The sequence below is a fragment of the Plastoroseomonas hellenica genome (assembly GCF_018129085.1).
Lineage (GTDB): Bacteria > Pseudomonadota > Alphaproteobacteria > Acetobacterales > Acetobacteraceae > Plastoroseomonas > Plastoroseomonas hellenica.
The window spans coordinates 20913-36864 of record NZ_JAAGBB010000006.1; the positions used below are offsets into that span (position 1 = coordinate 20913).

Sequence of the window (15952 nt, forward strand, 5' to 3'; positions counted from 1 at the left end):
TGGTGATCCAAGGCGGGGTTAGTCGGGGTACGTGGACAGTCGGCAGGCAAGCGTTGCTTTGCGCCCTTTGGCGGGGGCGGTTCGAGCCTGACCTGTGTTTGCGCAGCACCACGGCATGAGTTCGTCGATGCGGCTCTGCGGCCATCTTCGACGAGGCGGGTGAGCAGGTCGGTGAGGTAGCGCTGCGGATAGACGCCGTTGCGCTTCGCGGTCTCGATCAGCGAGGCGATGGCGGCCCAGGCCTCCACGCCCTCGTCGGAGCCGGCGCACAGCGCGTTCTTGCGCCCGAGCGCCACGGGCCGCACGCGCGCTGGTGGTACAAGCGGCTTGGCCCTCGAAGCTTCGAAATCAGGTGCCGGCAGCCCATCGAAGCCCGTAGCATATCCGGACCGCCCACCGCGTGGTGCACATGTTCACATGCGCATGCAGCGCTAGCTTAAGCGTCTAAGCCGGCGCCCAGCGCCGCTCCGTCCCCCGGCAGCGCCGACGCTGAACGTTCATGTGGATCGTGACAAATGCACTATGGCTCGGCGGCGCCTGGTCCACTTTGGTGCGGTCCGCTTCCGACCCCGCTGCGTGGCGGCCGCTTAGCTGTGATTCCCCAATCGGATTTCTCTTGGTTGTTAATGCGATTGACCGACAGCACGGTTGACGGAGTTTCTGCCGTTCCGGTCAAGCCAAGGTCGAGTTCGAGCCAGGGCAGATCGTCTGGCGGTCGCCGGCACAGCCAGTGAGGCAAGCTCCCCTTCAGCAGCTTTGGCTTCGTCGGCGAGGCCAAGACAACATGGAACCGGATCGCGCGATCAGCCGGAATCTCCAGGCTTAGATAAAAATTATGTAGCAGCTCGAGCCGTGTAAGTTTGCTCTTCCACTGCGTGTTCGTGAAACTGCCGTACGCCTTCGCCTCCACAAACACCAGCTCGCGGCCCCAGGAGACGATGAGATCGACGTCTTCCTGATTTTGCTCGATCAGATAGCGGCGTTTGGTTGAGTCCTCGGCCGACCGCGACGGGTTCGGAAATTGGTTGCTCACGGCAGCATCACCTCTGGCGAAAATGGCCAGCGCCCCAGCGATCCACGAGATGTGAAAGTCGGTCGCCCACCAAGCATCCTGTGGAACTGGCGCTGAAGGCTGATCGAGTGTGCAGGCGAGGCGCGCGCGAAAATTGTCACTTAGACGCAGCGGCACACCGCGGTGCCCAAGTGCGTCTCGCACGAGCAGATTGCGCTCCTTTCGGTTGAAGCGCTCCAGGGTCGACGGCAAAAGATCCACGCGTGCGTTCTCCCGCTATGGCGCTGGCGCGCGCTCTGATGGCGATTCATGCGCCTATGCAGAACGATGGCTCATTCCCGTCCTCGCAGTCGAGCTAGGCCGCAGCGCACGGGGCGCTAGCACGGCAGAATATCCTGGAGCCCGCAATGCTGCACCCTGGGGCGATCGTCATCGCAGGGCGAGGCTTCGGATTGTCCGGGCGTCGAGGTTTGGGTGATCGACGGCGCGACCGCTGGCGAAGGTTGCGCGCAGACCGTAGACGCCGATGCAGGATGGCAGCGAGATCGTCACTGCTTGCCCCGGCGCGACGCCACCATGCGGCGCTTGGTTCGATCCTGGAGGAGGCCCCATTCGAATACGTCCCGAGGACGTTCGTCACCCGCGAGCATCCGCTCCAGCCCAAAGCCGATCCCAACGATTGGCTCCACAGAGACGCAGACGGCAATCCGGTGCTCTTCGCTGCCGCCGACGAGGTGCCTGAGGGCGTCGAACTCTCGGAGCCAATTGAAGACGGCGAGACCGTCCCCCTCATCGCCGTGCGTCGCTACCAGACGACCGAAATGCAAGTCGTCAGCGACGGAACCTACTCGGTTCCCGGCACTCCACCGGAGAGTGTCAACTGGTTCCAGCTCCACGAGGCCTGCGGCGCCAGCACCCTCAAGCGCCTGGCCGAGCTGATGGTCGAGGAAGGAGCCGTAGGCAGCAGCATGGTCAGCTACTTTCAGCGGGCCGAGGTTACTTGCCTCTACAACGGCGAGGAGCACAGCCTTGAGCTGATGGACCGGCAGGCGAGCATGCTCAACCTGCTCTCCGTCGAGACAGTCGGACGCTGCTGATCGGCCTGGCGTCTCTCTGCCTCGGGGCGACCGTGTAGCGCCGCTCTCTGCCGGCGATATTCCCTGGGCCTGGGCAATGGCAGCGAACATGGACGGGCGGCCGCGACCGGCGCAGACCTACCAGATGGTGCCGTATGTGCCGCCGGCAGTGCCTAAAAAGCCGGGCACAGCGGCGTCGTCTGCCCCGCCGTTCATGTATTACCGAGAAGGACTATACTGCGGGATGAGCGTCCTCCGAGGGGGGGATTCCATGGCTATCGCCCCGACGCACTTAGTGACGGCCCGAGAGAAGTAGACGTTCATTTCCGGGCCGGTTGCTGTGAGCGGCCGGTACACGAGAAGCGCTCCGTAATCCGAGCCGCCGCCGTCCGTTGCGGGGGCCGCATAGCCCCGCTCATCGGGGGCACCTAAGGTGCTGACGAGGTCTTCTTCCGTTATGCACGCGTGTGAGCGATCGACTACAAGGAACAGCATTGCATTTGGGGGAATTCGGTAGCGGGGGCTGCTTTCGCTTAGTCGATAGTCGGAGCGGTCAGCTACAAGGCGGCCCGTGACGCGGGCATCGAAGCGTTCTGGCGCATGCCGTATTGCGGTGAGATGCAGCGTTTGGAGTGTGGCGTAAACCGCATCCCCGTCCAGCAGGTTTGCGATCTCCCGGAGTCGAGACAGTAGTTGCCGGACTTCTGGAGTTGGCCGGTAGGTGCACCCGGCTGCTAGACCGCACGCGAGCATTGCCCCGGTAATCAGTCGCAGCACCCGAGCGGGAATAGCCACATAGCGCATGAAGTATTCGTCCCTGCTCCGTTGCCGGTGCAGCCTACCGGAAATCCCGGCTCTTCATCCTGACCTTCTCGCTGCGCAAGCCCGGATCGGGCCGGCGCACCTCATCGGCGCGGCCGAGCGCGCGATCCGCCCAGCCCAGCCGGTCCAGCCCCTCCGCCTCTTTCAGGCTATCCAGCAAGTCGGACCGGTCGACCAGGCGCCGCACGATGAGATGCACCAGCGGCACCTCCGCATGCTCTTCCACGCGCTCGATGCGGCCTTCCGCGACCAGCAGCCGCGAGGTCAGCAGCTCACGCCGATCGCGTGAACCGATCTTGGCGTAGACGACCAGGTTGGCATCGCCGAACTCGTCCTCCACGGTCACGAAGACCACGCCCTTCGCTGTCGCTGGGCGCTGGCGCATCAGCACCAGACCGGGCAGACGCATCGTTTGGCCCTGCCGCGCCGCGCGGACCTTTCGCGTGTCGGCGAGGCCGAGGCCGTCGAGCTGCGGCCGCAGCAGCGCCAGCGGGTGCTGGCGCAGGGTTAACCCCATCGACTGATAGTCATGCACCACGGCCTGGCCCGGCGTCTCCTCCGGCAGCGCCGGTGCCGGCTCCTCGAAGAGCGGCCCTTCGCTCGCGGCGGCGGCAAAAAGCGGCAGCTCGCGCGGCGCCTTGGCATCCGTACCGAGCGCCGCCCAATGCGCGGCCGGCCGCGAAGGCGCCAGCCCAGCGAAGCTATCCGCCTCCACTAACGCCGCTACCGCCTTGCGAGACAGGCCGGCGCGCATTGCCGCTTCCTCGACGCTGGCGAAGGGGCGCGCATTGCCGGCGGCGCGCACCTTGATCAGCGCCCGGCCTTCCTCCTCCGAGAGGCCGGAGGTCACGCGCAGCCCGAGCCGGATGGCGAGGCCATCCGTGCTGGCCTCGTCGGGTTCCAGCGTGCTGTCCCATTCGCTGACGTTCACGTCGATCGGCCGCACCGCAACGCCATGCTTGCGCGCATCGCGGATGATCTGCGCAGGCGCGTAGAAGCCCATGGGTTGGCTGTTCAGCAGCGCGCAGGCGAAGACGCCGGGGTGGTGGCATTTGATCCAGGAGGAGGCATAGACGAGGTGCGCGAAGCTCGCGGCATGGCTCTCCGGGAAGCCGTAGCTGCCGAAGCCTTCGATCATCCGGAAGGCGCGCTCTGCGAAATCCTGCGGGTACCCGCGGCGGGTCATGCCGGTGACCATGCGGTCGCGATAGGCGCCGACGCCGCCCGTGTGCTTGAAGGTCGCCATGGCGCGCCGAAGCTGGTCCGCCTCGTCCGGCGAGAAGCCTGCGGCGACGATCGCGACCTGCATCGCCTGTTCCTGGAACAGCGGCACACCGAGCGTCTTGCCCAGCACGCGCTTCAGCTCGTCCGGGTCGCCATGCTCGGGGGAGGGGCCGGCATATTCCGGTTCCTCTAGTCCCCAGCGTCGGCGGATGAAGGGGTGCACCATGTCGCCCTGGATCGGACCCGGCCGCACGATCGCAACCTGGATCACCAGGTCATAGAAGTTCTTCGGGCGCAGGCGCGGCAGCATGTTCATCTGCGCGCGGCTCTCGACCTGGAAGACGCCGAGGCTGTCGGCGCGGCGCAGCATTTCATAGGTAGCCGGATCATCCTTGGGGATGCCGGCAAGATCGAGCGTCAACCGCTTGTGCATGCGCAGCAACCCGAAGGCGCGGCGGATGCAGGAGAGCATGCCGAGGCCGAGCACATCGACCTTCAGGATGCGCAGCGCGTCCACGTCATCCTTGTCCCATTCCAGCGTGGTGCGGTCCTGCATCGCGGCATTGGTGACCACCGCCAGTTCCGTCAGCGGCCCGCGCGTGATGACGAAGCCGCCGACATGGGTCGCGACGTGGCGCGGGAAGTCACGGATCTCGTCGGCCAGCTCCAGCGCCATCGAAAGGCGCTGGTCGCGCGGGTCCATGCCTTCCTGCCGCGCGAGGTCGCCGAGGTCGCCATCGTCGCGGCCGGGTCCCCAGGAGCCCTTGGCGAGCTTGCTGGTCGCGTCCTCCGACAGGCCCATGGCCTTGCCGACCTCGCGGATCGCGCTGCGGCTGCGGTAGCGGATGACGGTCGCGCAGATGGCGGCGCGCTCGCGGCCGTATTTCTCGTAGAGGTGCTGGATCACCTCCTCCCGCCGCTCATGCTCGAAATCGATGTCGATGTCCGGCGGCTCGCCGCGGCTGGCGGAGACGAAGCGCTCGAACAGCAGATCATGCTTGGCGGGATCGACGGCGGTGACGCCGAGCACGTAGCAGACCGCGGAATTGGCCGCCGAGCCGCGTCCCTGGCAGAGGATGCCCTTCGACCGCGCGAAGCGGACGATCTCATGCACCGTCAGGAAGTACGGCGCGTAGTCGAGTTGCGCGATCATGCGCAGTTCGTGTGCCAGGCGCTTGGCGATATCGGGGGAGACGCCCTCCGGCCAGCGCTCCGCCGCGGCCTCGGCGACGCGGGCTTCCAGCGTCTGCTGCGGCGTGCGGCCGGGTTCCAGGATCTCGTCCGGGTATTCGTAGCGGAGCTGGTCGAGGCTGAAGCCTTCGGTCGCCTCCAGCACCGTCAGCGTGAGTTCGAGGGGATACCCATACTCCTCCCGCAGCGGGAAGAGCTTCGCCATCTCGGTCGGCGATTTCAGGCACCGTTCCTCATTGCTCTCCGCCGTATGGCCCAGCCGATCGACCGTGACGCCGAGGCGGATGGCCGACAGCACATCGGCCAGGCGACGCCGGGAGCGATGGTGAAAGCGGACGTTGTTGATGGCCAGCGGCGGCACGCCGATATGGAAGGCCCAATCCACAAGCGTAAATGCGCGTGCGTGGTGGAATTTCTCCGACAGGTTGTCCGAGACGGCGCAGAGCAGCGGCATCGGCCCGGGGTTGCGATTCAGGTCGACGACATCGGCGCGCAGCCGATCCAGGAACGCGTCATCCTCGGCTTCATCGTCCGGCGGCAGCGCCGCCAGGACCAGGCCATGGCGATGCGCGATCAGATCCTCGCGGGTGATCCAGCACTCGCCCTTCGGTGCCGTCATTCGGCCATGCGAGAGCAGGCGGGTCAGGCGCCCGTAGGAGGCGCGATCGGTCGGCCAGGCGAGGTAGCGGGAGCCGTCTAGCAGCTCCAGCCGGGCACCCACGCGGAAGGGCAACCCGGCTTCCTTCGCCGCGACATGCCCGCGCACCACGCCCGCGAGGGAATTGGTGTCACAGATGCCGAGGCCGGCGAGGCCAAGGCGCTTCGCCGTTTGAACCAGCTCATGAGGGTGCGAGGCGCCGTCGAGGAACGAGAAGTTCGACTGAGCTCCCAGCTCCGCATAGGCGGCTTCCATGGCGTCACCCGGCTGTGTGCGGCGGCGCGCCGTTGCGCGGGCGGGTGATCCTGTATCCGCAGAGGCGCAGGTATTCCACGAGCCGTTCACTGGCGACCCCGGCCGTTATCTCCGCCGCGGTCCGGTTGGGCTTTCCCCGAGGGCCGTACCTCAGCCCATAGGCCAGCGCCGAGGCCAATTCTTCATCAGAAACAAGGACTTCATCGGCGCTGGAGGCTGGCGGCTGCTGGCTCATACCTCGGAAGATGTTCTCTCTATGTTCGTGAGTCGAGTCCCGACCGCGGATCATCCCCAGCCGTTACAAAGGAACAGCCGGCGCGCCGGGCGGCCCATCCTGCTTCGTCCCCCGCGCGACGATCCGAAGGCTTCCGTCAGGCAGCGGGCGCTGCATCTTCTCGTCCCAGGGCGCGGTCAGCCAGGTCTCAACCTCCGCAGACGACGTGAGGATCACAGGCATGGCTTTGGGGTGAACCGCCTTCACCTCGGCACTGGGGTCGGTCGTCAGGAAGCCAAAGAGGTCGATTGTCTCCACGCCATTCTTGATCTTGCGAACGCTGGTCCACTGCGGCACCCAGATTCCGGCAAAGAAGGCCAGCGGCCGTTCCTCACTAAGCGCAAACCAAATGTCGCCGCCGGCTTCGCGGTTGAACTCGCTGAATGATGTGAACGGCACGATGCAGCGGTTCTCCACGCCAAGCCATCGCTTCCAGTGCTTGGACGAGGTGTTCCGGACGTTTGTGGTGCCGCCGTCCGGTTCCGCCTTCAACAGCGCTGGGAAATCCACCTCCTTTCCCTTCGCCCGCAGCTTATCGGCGCGGACCGTGGCTGCCTTGAAAAGAGCCTGGCTCGAGGACGGCATCCCCCAGCGGCAATGCGTCACCAGTTCCCGCCGCCCGGCGTTGTTGCGGATTATAGGGGCCGTGTAGTCGGGAAAGATTCCGGGATAGGGCTGGAGGTTGGTGCCGGCGTTGTCGAAGCCCTGCACGAAGTTGCGGATGGCCTCGACGTTCGACATCTCGGAATACAAGTTGCACATCAGACCGCCTCCACCATTGGCGTCAGCGTGCCTGTGGGTCCGATCTTGGGCAACGTCTTCGCGCTATGGCCCTCGCGGTTCAGGGCGACTTGGTCTCAGGCGATGCCTCGCCCTCCACCATGGAAAGGAGCTCGAGCAGCCGCCGCCGCAGCTCCCCGTCCACCTCGGGCGCGCCTTCTTCGAGTAGATGCGCGACGGCCTTGGCCGTGGCGATCACCAGCTCACATAGATTGTCGGTCATGGATGCCTCCGCCGGATCAGCGCGCGGCCAGGGCGCGAGCTGGACCTACCTCGCGGCACCGGCTGGCCCCCGCGGCCGCGTCACGGTCGCCGAGGCAGGCAGTCACCGCATCAGGCTTCCAAGCGATCCAGTGCCTCATGAACCGGGGCCCTTCTCTTCGCTCAGCGCCTTGGCCATCAGAGCCCGGATTTGCTCGGCCTGGCTGCTCGCCGCATCCAGAGACGCGGCATCAGCGTCGAGCAAGGCGGTCATATGCTCGGCCACTAGCAACAGCAGCCCGCGCTAGGCTTGGGTCATAACGGCCTCCCTTCGTCATTGAAGGGCAAAGCGCACGGCGGCCGGCGGGGTTGCGGGCAGAGGGAACCGCCGCCGAAGCCGGGCTTGCGTTCGGCGGCCGGGTGGAAGCGTGGCTGCCCTACCCCTTTGGCACCCTGTACCAGGACAGCAGCCGGCCCTCATCTAGCCAGGCGTCGATGATCGGCGTGATCGTGCCTGGAACGCCGTGCGTCGCCTTCGCCGAGAGCGGATGCCCTTCCAGCACAAAGGCGCAGACGTGCCCCCCCGGATTGCAGCGGATCTTCGCGCCTCGGTACTCGTAATTGGGGCCGCCCCACTCGCCGACCTCAGCGGTGCGCAGCAGCTCGCCGCGCGGCTCGTGCCAGGGGCGGGTGATTGGCGATGATGTCGGGCCTGAGGACATCGACCTTTATCGCCGCGGCCCCCGATAGTCGACAACCCCACGTTTACCCGTGCGTTGAGTCCGCCTTCCAGAGAGGCGCGTCATGGGCAAGCCGCCGCCAGCCGCTCCGAAACGCACTGCGCGCCGCCTGGCGCCGTCGGTTGCCTCGGCATCGTCCGTTATCGGTGCGCCGTCGCGATATCCCGGCTTCATCGAACCTGCTCTCGCCACCCTTGTCTCTGCGCCCCCTGTCGGCCCACGTTGGCGGCACGAGATCAAGTTCGACGGCTACCGGCTCCAGGCGCGGCTGCGCTCGGGAAAGGTAAGCTTCCTTACCCGCAGCGGCCTCGACTGGACGGCCCGCTTCGGCCGGGCGCTCGCGGATGCGGTGCGGGAGATTCCGGCGGCGGAGGCGATCATGGATGGCGAACTCGTCGTGGAGGATCTGGCTGGGCGCTCCGACTTTGGCCTCCTGCAAGGCGCTTTGAAGGCGGGCGACAGTGGCCCTCTGCGGCTCTACGTCTTCGATCTCCTGTATCTCGATGGCCGGGATCTGCGCGCGGCGCCGCTGTCGGCGAGGCAGGCCCGCCTGCAGGAACTGCTCGGGCAAATCCGCGGGCCGGTTCGCTTTTCGGAGGCGTTCGACGATCCAGGCGAAATAGTGCTGCGGCACGCCTGCCGCCTGAGCCTGGAGGGCATCGTCTCCAAGGCTATCGATGAGCCGTACCGCAGTGGCCGCGTCGGCATCTGGCTCAAATCGAAGTGCAGCAGCCGGCAAGAGCTGGTGGTGTGCGGTTATGTCCCTTCGACCGCCTCAAGCACAGCCATTGGATCGCTGGTGCTGGGCGCATATGAGAATGGCGAGTTGCAGCATGTCGGCCGTGTCGGCACCGGCTACACCGCGCGCATTGCTCGAGAACTCTACCAGGCGCTTGAGGCGCGGCGGATTGACCGAAGTCCGTTTGCGAAGAAGCTGGACAGCGCGGCCGCCAAAGATGCTCGCTTCGTGCGCCCCGAACTCGTCGCGGAGATCGAATTCCGCGGCTGGAGCCGGGACGGCCTGCTGCGACATGCGTCATACCGTGGGCTGCGCGAGGATAAGGTGGCGGCAGAGGTGGTGATTGAGAGACCGCAGATGCCAGCGGCGACAGAGCCGGCCGCGCAACGCGGCGGATCGCGATGAGAGCAATCGACCCGTCTGGCAACATCGTCGACACCGATCAGGTCTGGTGGTGGCAGCTTCCCGACAGTGCGACGCCTGCCGAGGTGCGCCAAGCGTGCTTCCGGAAGGCGCTCAGCGAGGTTGCGTGCTCCAGCAGGACGCGCGAGGTGCACGCAGCCATCTCGGAAGTGCTCGCCGCATTCGCATTCGATCGGGAAGGGCACAAAGCGTTCCACCGACGGATACGACGACCTCGCGGATGCAGGATCATCACAGCGCAGTTGCCTAATCCTCGATGGCGTCATTCCCGTCTGCCTTGAGCCGAGCAAGCCCTTCTTTCATCGCTTGCAGTTCTTCGGACGTATGGCCCTCCCAGTCCTCGATCTCGCCTGTGATGCGCAACGGTGCGAGGGATCGGTAGGACGCGGTCACGTTCCCAGGGAATTTTTTGTCCGTCAGGTTAGGGTCGTCTTCAAACCGGCCCGTCGGCTCGACGATATAGATGCGGCCGCGTCCTTCTCCACGTGCGAGCTCCGCGCCCCAAGTCGCCGCCTCCAGCGACGCCGAAAAATAGATGTGCTTCAACTCGCGCTGAACGAAGTTGCTGCTGTAGCCGGGCACAAGCAGGTCACCGATCTTCAGATTGGCTTTGGTGCCGTGGTAAAAGGTGGTTCCTGGTGGAACTTCATGCGCACGCACTTCGAAACTCCTCGTCCAAACGGGATAAATAGCCCGGCATCCCGCCCGCCCTCCTTTGATGGCTTGGCCGGCTTGCCATGGGTCGCGCGCCGAAGCTCGTGTCCGGGGCGCATCACTGAGGCTGCGCGCCACCGCTGCCGGGGCGCGTAGCCCTCAGCGTCTCCAGTACCGCCCGGCGCATACCATCGGCGAGCACCGACACGCGCTCATCGCGGTGCTGCATGTCCGTGTGCTCCATCAGGCTCGCCAGCGTCTCCGGCGGTATGCCGGCTGCTTGGCTCAGCGCGAGCGACAAGTTCGCGATGAGCATCGCCTGGCTCTGCGCGAGCAAGGCCAGCATGTCGTGGAGAGCCGCGTCGGGTGGGGCGCTCATCAGGCACGGTCCTGTTCGTCGCGTAGCATCCGCAGGGAGTTATCGACCATCCGGATCAACTGAGCAGAGACGCGCTCCCACGCCACCCGCGCAGCCCGATCACCGGAGCCATAGCCCCACGTGTTACTCTCGCGGTGCTCAGCCACAAGCGGGATCGTCAGCCGGGCCCGCCTGCCAGGCCGGTTGTCCTCAATTTCCACATCCACCCAGGCGGCGCTGTTCCACCAGCCTTCGGCCGCCATCGCTCCGGAAAACACCGTTTGCTGAGCTGTGGCCTGCGCGACCACCGTTCCCCACGAACCGGTGGCGCTTCCCTGCGCCCGTGTGTTCGCCGTTGATACCGCTCCTGCGGAGATAATGCGCGAGCCGAAGACCGAGCCGAGGGCGACGATCCGGAAGCGCATGGCGACCTCCCCGGGCGGCACAGGGACGAAGTACTCCCGCCAGGTGATGCTCGGCCCGTAGATCCGCGCCAGGTCGCGCTGCAGCGTTGGCGCGACCGATGCGTCGCCGGGCACCGGCCTGCCGTCGAAGACCGCGCCGATCATCGGCCGTGAAAGGCGCAGGTCCGTCCGCGGAGCCGCGGCGATCGAGGGCGCGCCGGTTCGCTCTGTGGCGCAGCCGGGGAGCAGGGCACCCAAGAAGCCGCTGCCGGCTAAGAGGGCAGCGCGGCGTGCGATGCGCACGGGGCTATTGGGCACGAATGTCGTCTCCACCCTTGCGCGCCGATCAGCGACTAGCCTTTCGCCGACCACGCGGCTTCGCCTTGGCGCCGGTGCCCAGGCCGATCTGCTTCGCCATCTCGGAGCGTTTGGCCGAATAGGCCGGCGCCACCATGGGATAGTCCTTCGGCAGCCCCCAGCGCTCCCGGTACTGCTCCGGCGTCAGGCCGAAAGCAGTCATGAGGTGGCGCTTCATCGACTTCAGCTTCCGGCCGTCCTCAAGGCAGATCAGGTAGTCGGGTGTGATCGAACGCTTGATCGGCACTGCGGGCTGCCGCTTCTCCTCTGGCGGGGCCGAAGGTTCGCCAAGGCCAGCTAGCGTGCGATGCACGTTCTGGATGAGGGCAGGGAGATCCGCCTGAGTGGCGGAGTTATTTGCGACGTGCGCCGCCACGATCTCGGCGGTTAGGGCGAGGAGGTCAGGGATGGCGATGTCGTCGGGCATGCTGCTCCCGCGCGTGAACGGTGATGTGACTGCTTACAAAGCAGCCCGGAAGCCGGGATTGTCCAGAGCTTGGTCGACGGCTTCGCCAAGCACTCGGACCAGCAGCGAGTGCAGATCCTCCAGGCGATGGAAGTTGGCGAACCCGCCCATGGTCGACCCCTCGATCCTGTTCGCTTGAACCGTATCCGACCAAACCTGCCGACCGCTCGGCCCATCCACAAGGGTCAGTCGGAGCGCAACCATAGCTTCTGAACGGGCGTACTGGTTGGCCGCGAGTTGCGCCACATCGACGACAAGTCTCCGCTGCGGCGGGAGCCCTTCCGGCGCAAGCAAGCCGCGGACCCGCAACCCTTCACTCAAGGCGCGACCCACCGCTTGGTCGACAGGGGTTTCCGAGTACAGCTTCTTGATCGGCTGTCCGAAGGAACCCCGGATCGAGCCGATCCAAGCCGCATCCTCCGAGCCAATGTCGCGAGTTACTCTGACTTCGCCCATACCGACGACCGCTCTCCCACCAGGCGTTGCTGCTGATTGGGGAGTATAGGCGAGCGGCATTGTCGCCCTCTCCATCACGCCGAAGCCGCAGGCAGTTACAGCGAACAGCGCGGTTGCCAGTGCAACGAAGCGAAGACAGGTGGTGAAGGGAAACGCAGCCATAGAAGCGACCTCTCGCTTGAGTCGGAAGCATCTATACTGATCAAACTGCTGCTTCGATATTAACCAGCGGCACCGCTATGGCCGTCGCTGCCCAATGGCGGCGGCAGACCGCCCGCCCCGCCGCCCAGCAGCCGCATCAGCAGCAGGTCTCTATTGAACGGGTTGCGGTCGGCGTCGTCCGGATCGGGCTCAGCATCCAGCAACCCTCGCGTCAGCGTCTCCCAATTGAGTTGGTATTTGTTGCGTGGTGGGCGTGGTCGAACGGTCGGCGCGGTTCATCGCGGCTTGACCGTCGGTGAAAAGCGTCGGTGTCGCGCGCTCCGGGCTCGACTCGGTGCGCCTATCCAGAGCCGGACTGGTGCAGGCAAGTCAGTATTTCGGTGACGCGATCGTCCTTGCGTGCCGCATGCCGATTGGGGCATCGCGCGGGCATGCAAATCCTCCTTATGGCGCTCGCGTGCGCCCTGCTGATGCCAGCTGCCGCCTCAGCCCAATGCCACTGGCGGGAGCCGGGCCGCACCTTCCCAGCCGGGCAGGCGTGGCGCTGTGAGGCCATCCGCTGGGCAGATGGTGACACGCTGACCGCGCGATGCGCCGGCCTATCCCAGCCCGTCAGCGTGCGCCTGCGTGGCCTGGACACGCCTGAGCGTGGCGAGCGGCGGTATCGTGAGGCCGGCGCGGAACTGCGCCGCAGGACTGAGGGCCGAGAGATCGAGGTGCGGCCGCATCACCGGAGCTGGGAGCGCGTGGTGGCGGATGTGCTGGTCGCCGGCGTCAACGTCGGGCAGGCCATGGATCGAGAAGGGTGGTCCAAAGCAAGCTGCGCTCGGCGCTAACTTTCCTCGTTCCCGCCACCGTGGACTCGAACCACTGGAGTCAGCGGACGGACCGGGAGAGCTGATCCGCAAGAGCGCGAGCTTCCACCCTGCTGGCGCACAATGTCAGCGTGCACTCTCGCGCATCCTCGATTGCCTTCGCGGCGCGCTGGTACAAGTCATGGATGGAGCTGTCCCCGGAGGGCCGCGCCGCATGCGTAGTAAGGCGGGACACGGCGCGGCTCCTGAGGATAGTGCTTACTATGCGCCACTGGAAGGGGGAGTCCAGGAACATGCGCGCGACCTGCCGAAATTCAACGCTCGAAGTGATTATACGTAGCGCAGCGACCGCCTACATTTGCTGCTTCATTTAAAGCTAAGCTCTGGCTTGGTGCATCACGTCGATGCCGGTGCCGCTACAGCCGCCCCCGCCGTGACAAAGGTCGCTCCCTCGGCACCTAGGCCGGTGCTACCCGCGCTGCATTCGCGGAGGTTGAGGGCACGTCACTATGGAAATCTTGGGCATCTTGGTCGGGATCGGCCTCTTGATTTTGTGGCTCAAGCACCGCGAGGTCATGGGGGTGGTCTTCACGATCAGCGCGGTACTGATGTTCATCGCCGGCGTGATCAAAGCCATCCCCTGAGCCAAAGGGGGGATCGGCGGCCAGGAACTTCACGGCCACACGCGCTTCAGCGGCGCCTTCGGGGGCAACTGGGTCAGGAAGAGGCCCTGATCCAAGATTGCTCGGCGCGCGGCTTCGGCATCGAAGCCGATCACCGGCAGATCGGGGTCCAGGTCGATCGACTTCCACGGCGACCAGGGGGCGTGCTCGGCCGGCAGGATGGCGCTATCCGCATTGGTCCGGGTCAGCGCCACAGCATCGCCGAGGCCTCGCCAAGCATAGACGCGCATCTCGCCTACGCGCGCCCGGCCTGCAGCGGCGCCTCAGCGCGAGCGCTTCGCTGCGGTGGCGGGTTCGCCTTCCAGAACCGCGCCACGTTCTCCAGCCATGCCGCGACCGGCTCAGGAATCGCGTTGCGGCCGCTCTCCCACTCATAGCCAGCCGTTGGCGCATAGCCGAACACGGCTGCCAGCGCGCGGCTGCTCAGCCCCATCATTTCCCTGATCTCGCGCAGGCGGTCTGGCGTCATGCAGCCTTCTCGGCAGCCTTCGCCATCCGGCGCCGCTGGCTGCGCAGCATCATACCCAATAGCGCCTTCAACTCCCCGCTGAAGCGGGCCTCGCCCTTCGCCACACGGCGCAAGGTGGTCTCAATGTTCTCGCGCGGGCGGTCGTCGCCGTGGCGTTGCATGGTTCGCGCCAGATCAGCGATCGACATACCCAGCTCGGTGAGTTGCAAGGTAAAGAGGACGGCGCTCTCCGGCGTGCCCGTAGGCGCCTTGCGGCTGGTCGCCGCCGGCATGGTGTCCTCGGCCATGGTCAGGCCCTCATCAGCTCCGGACGGCCCCATTGCCCTCCAGCATCTCGATTCCGACTGTACAAGGGAAACCCCGGAATTTCTCCCCGGTGCGCCCGGTCTAGAGCTCTGCTCCCGAACTCAGACAAGGCTTCTACGCTGAAGCGCCAGGTCGCTCACGTCGGAGATCCGGCTGCACCTCGGGGCAGCGGAAGCCCAAGGTTGAAGATGTCAGGCGATTCCATTGGGTCTTGCGTTCCGGGTCAGTGGAGAAATCGATTCCGGCACTGAGCTGCGCGACCGATCGAGTGGCCGCGAAGCGTCACGTCGCCGCGTGGGTAATATAGCAGCGATTCATATATCCCTGGGGTGAAACATAAGACAAACTCGCGTCCGCCAATATAGATGGCCTACCGCCAAGAAATAGTGCGGTCTGTGTCCCGCATGGCGTCGAGCTCAACAGTGGGATTCGATGGAATATACGATTTGCTTAAAAATGTACTTTAGCGGTGCTTTGGTGATTAGCGTTGGCTGTGACCGCTGAGGCCGATTTCGGCGGCAATTTTCGATAAATTTGAGCGAAATCAACGGTATATACAGGCTAGCCGGCCATTGAGTTTAGTGCTAAATTCATGGCGCGCGTCGCTGCGCACTGAAGTTTAGGCAGCCACTCTGTCGGGTGGCCTGCCGAATAAAACACCCGGCTTTAGTGCCAGCGGTGAACGGAGACGTTCGCCGTGGGAATAGGCAGGGCGTGTGTTGCCTAAACTTCCACGCAGCGAACCGCCCGGCGCCAGTGAGCGCCGGTTGGCAAAACACGCCCGTCGCTGGGTGGAACAGAGGTCAACCTTAAATGTCGGACATCGCTGATCTGGAGAAGCTCGCAGCTCTTCGGAACGCCAACGCAATCACCGAGGAGGAATTTGCGAAGAAGAAGGCTGAGATACTCGAAAAATCTCAAAAAGTCCGGGGGCTGTGGTGGAAGGTCCCCGTCCTCTTCGTCGGAGGGCTGCTGGCCTTGGTTACCGCTCTGAATGCGATCAGCTCGGGAAACCGCTTTCGAGAGCAGCGACTCTCGGCGCCTGCTAATGCGCCAAATGCATCAACCGCCAGCCGGACGGTCCCAATGTGCGACGACCGGAGCGCGAAAGCCGCTGTGGCCAACGCGATTGCGACGAACGCCAATGCGAATATAGATACGTTGCGCATGCTCGACTGGGCGAACACGAGGGAAGTTCGCTTCGATGCTGGCCTTCCCGAGCGTACCTGCAACGCGACAGCTTACCTCAACTCCGGAAACACCCCAATCCAGTACCGGATGTTCTATCCGAATACGGAGGCGCGGATCTGGCTGGTCCAAGTGACTTTCAACCAATGATATAGTAGCCGCATCGGCGCCAGTTCGCGCCCATGGGCAACGCACCCGGCTCAGGAATATCCAATCTCCTCGCGGGAGAGGCGGGCCGT

The 15952-nt window shown here is 65.1% G+C and carries 17 protein-coding genes and 1 pseudogene; 4 read left to right on the plus strand and 14 right to left on the minus strand.

Going from position 1 to position 15952, the window contains the following annotated elements; translation table 11 throughout:
* Positions 1–18: 18 nt before the first annotated feature.
* Positions 19–305, minus strand: a pseudogene (locus GXW71_RS06360) (transposase domain-containing protein); the annotation flags it as partial.
* A 215-nt stretch (positions 306–520) separates the two neighbouring features.
* Positions 521–1273: a PDDEXK family nuclease gene (locus GXW71_RS06365; protein ID WP_211851584.1), complete on the minus strand. Its 753-nt coding sequence runs from the start codon at positions 1271–1273 to the stop codon at positions 521–523.
* Between the two features lie 272 nt (positions 1274–1545).
* Here GXW71_RS06365 and GXW71_RS06370 point away from each other — a divergent pair, with 272 nt between their 5' ends.
* On the plus strand, positions 1546–2109 hold the full coding sequence (locus tag GXW71_RS06370; protein WP_211851585.1) for a hypothetical protein: 564 nt from the start codon (positions 1546–1548) through the stop codon (positions 2107–2109).
* Positions 2110–2926: 817 nt separating this feature from the next.
* Here the strand turns inward: GXW71_RS06370 and GXW71_RS06375 are convergent.
* The 4 genes from GXW71_RS06375 to GXW71_RS06390 form a co-directional block, all read right to left on the minus strand.
* Positions 2927–6238 (minus strand): error-prone DNA polymerase, encoded by a 3312-nt coding sequence (locus GXW71_RS06375; protein ID WP_211851586.1) that lies wholly within the window; start codon positions 6236–6238, stop codon positions 2927–2929.
* A 298-nt stretch (positions 6239–6536) separates the two neighbouring features.
* Complete coding sequence (locus GXW71_RS06380; protein ID WP_211851587.1) at positions 6537–7274, minus strand: SOS response-associated peptidase family protein; 738 nt, start codon at positions 7272–7274, stop codon at positions 6537–6539.
* A 79-nt stretch (positions 7275–7353) separates the two neighbouring features.
* Complete coding sequence (locus tag GXW71_RS06385; protein ID WP_211851588.1) at positions 7354–7515, minus strand: hypothetical protein; 162 nt, start codon at positions 7513–7515, stop codon at positions 7354–7356.
* 415 nt (positions 7516–7930) lie between these two features.
* On the minus strand, positions 7931–8215 hold the full coding sequence (locus GXW71_RS06390; protein ID WP_211851589.1) for a hypothetical protein: 285 nt from the start codon (positions 8213–8215) through the stop codon (positions 7931–7933).
* A gap of 82 nt (positions 8216–8297) precedes the next feature.
* On the opposite strand from GXW71_RS06390, the gene ligD reads away from it, so the two are divergent.
* Positions 8298–9377, plus strand: coding sequence for a non-homologous end-joining DNA ligase (gene ligD, locus GXW71_RS06395; protein ID WP_211851590.1), 1080 nt, complete (start codon positions 8298–8300; stop codon positions 9375–9377).
* Between the two features lie 264 nt (positions 9378–9641).
* On the opposite strand, the gene arr is transcribed toward ligD, so the two are convergent.
* The 5 genes from arr to GXW71_RS06420 form a co-directional block, all read right to left on the minus strand.
* The gene (gene arr / locus GXW71_RS06400) at positions 9642–10055 is read right to left on the minus strand and encodes an NAD(+)--rifampin ADP-ribosyltransferase (RefSeq protein WP_211851591.1); all 414 of its coding nucleotides are present in this window, start codon (positions 10053–10055) and stop codon (positions 9642–9644) included.
* A gap of 112 nt (positions 10056–10167) precedes the next feature.
* The gene (locus tag GXW71_RS06405) at positions 10168–10428 is read right to left on the minus strand and encodes a hypothetical protein (RefSeq protein WP_211851592.1); all 261 of its coding nucleotides are present in this window, start codon (positions 10426–10428) and stop codon (positions 10168–10170) included.
* The gene (locus GXW71_RS06410) at positions 10428–11129 is read right to left on the minus strand and encodes a hypothetical protein (RefSeq protein ID WP_211851593.1); all 702 of its coding nucleotides are present in this window, start codon (positions 11127–11129) and stop codon (positions 10428–10430) included. The genes GXW71_RS06405 and GXW71_RS06410 overlap by 1 nt, the downstream gene beginning before the upstream one ends.
* 28 nt (positions 11130–11157) lie before the next feature.
* Positions 11158–11595 (minus strand): MucR family transcriptional regulator, encoded by a 438-nt coding sequence (locus GXW71_RS06415; protein WP_211851594.1) that lies wholly within the window; start codon positions 11593–11595, stop codon positions 11158–11160.
* A 33-nt stretch (positions 11596–11628) separates the two neighbouring features.
* Entirely contained in the window at positions 11629–12252 is a 624-nt protein-coding gene (locus GXW71_RS06420; protein ID WP_211851595.1) for a hypothetical protein, read from the minus strand.
* A 1324-nt stretch (positions 12253–13576) separates the two neighbouring features.
* Here GXW71_RS06420 and GXW71_RS35130 point away from each other — a divergent pair.
* Positions 13577–13711 (plus strand): hypothetical protein, encoded by a 135-nt coding sequence (locus tag GXW71_RS35130; protein ID WP_281417295.1) that lies wholly within the window; start codon positions 13577–13579, stop codon positions 13709–13711.
* A gap of 29 nt (positions 13712–13740) precedes the next feature.
* Here GXW71_RS35130 and GXW71_RS06425 read toward each other — a convergent pair whose 3' ends face one another.
* The 3 genes from GXW71_RS06425 to GXW71_RS06435 are packed head-to-tail and all read right to left on the minus strand — an operon-like array spanning position 13741 to position 14506.
* Complete coding sequence (locus GXW71_RS06425) at positions 13741–13944, minus strand: hypothetical protein (RefSeq protein WP_211851596.1); 204 nt, start codon at positions 13942–13944, stop codon at positions 13741–13743.
* Between the two features lie 41 nt (positions 13945–13985).
* Positions 13986–14219 (minus strand): helix-turn-helix domain-containing protein, encoded by a 234-nt coding sequence (locus GXW71_RS06430; protein WP_211851597.1) that lies wholly within the window; start codon positions 14217–14219, stop codon positions 13986–13988.
* Positions 14216–14506 (minus strand): hypothetical protein, encoded by a 291-nt coding sequence (locus GXW71_RS06435; RefSeq protein WP_211851598.1) that lies wholly within the window; start codon positions 14504–14506, stop codon positions 14216–14218. Before GXW71_RS06435 ends, GXW71_RS06430 begins: the two co-directional genes overlap by 4 nt.
* A gap of 832 nt (positions 14507–15338) precedes the next feature.
* Between GXW71_RS06435 and GXW71_RS06440 the strand changes: the two genes are divergently transcribed.
* Entirely contained in the window at positions 15339–15863 is a 525-nt protein-coding gene (locus tag GXW71_RS06440) for an SHOCT domain-containing protein (protein ID WP_211851599.1), read from the plus strand.
* Positions 15864–15952: the final 89 nt, after the last annotated feature.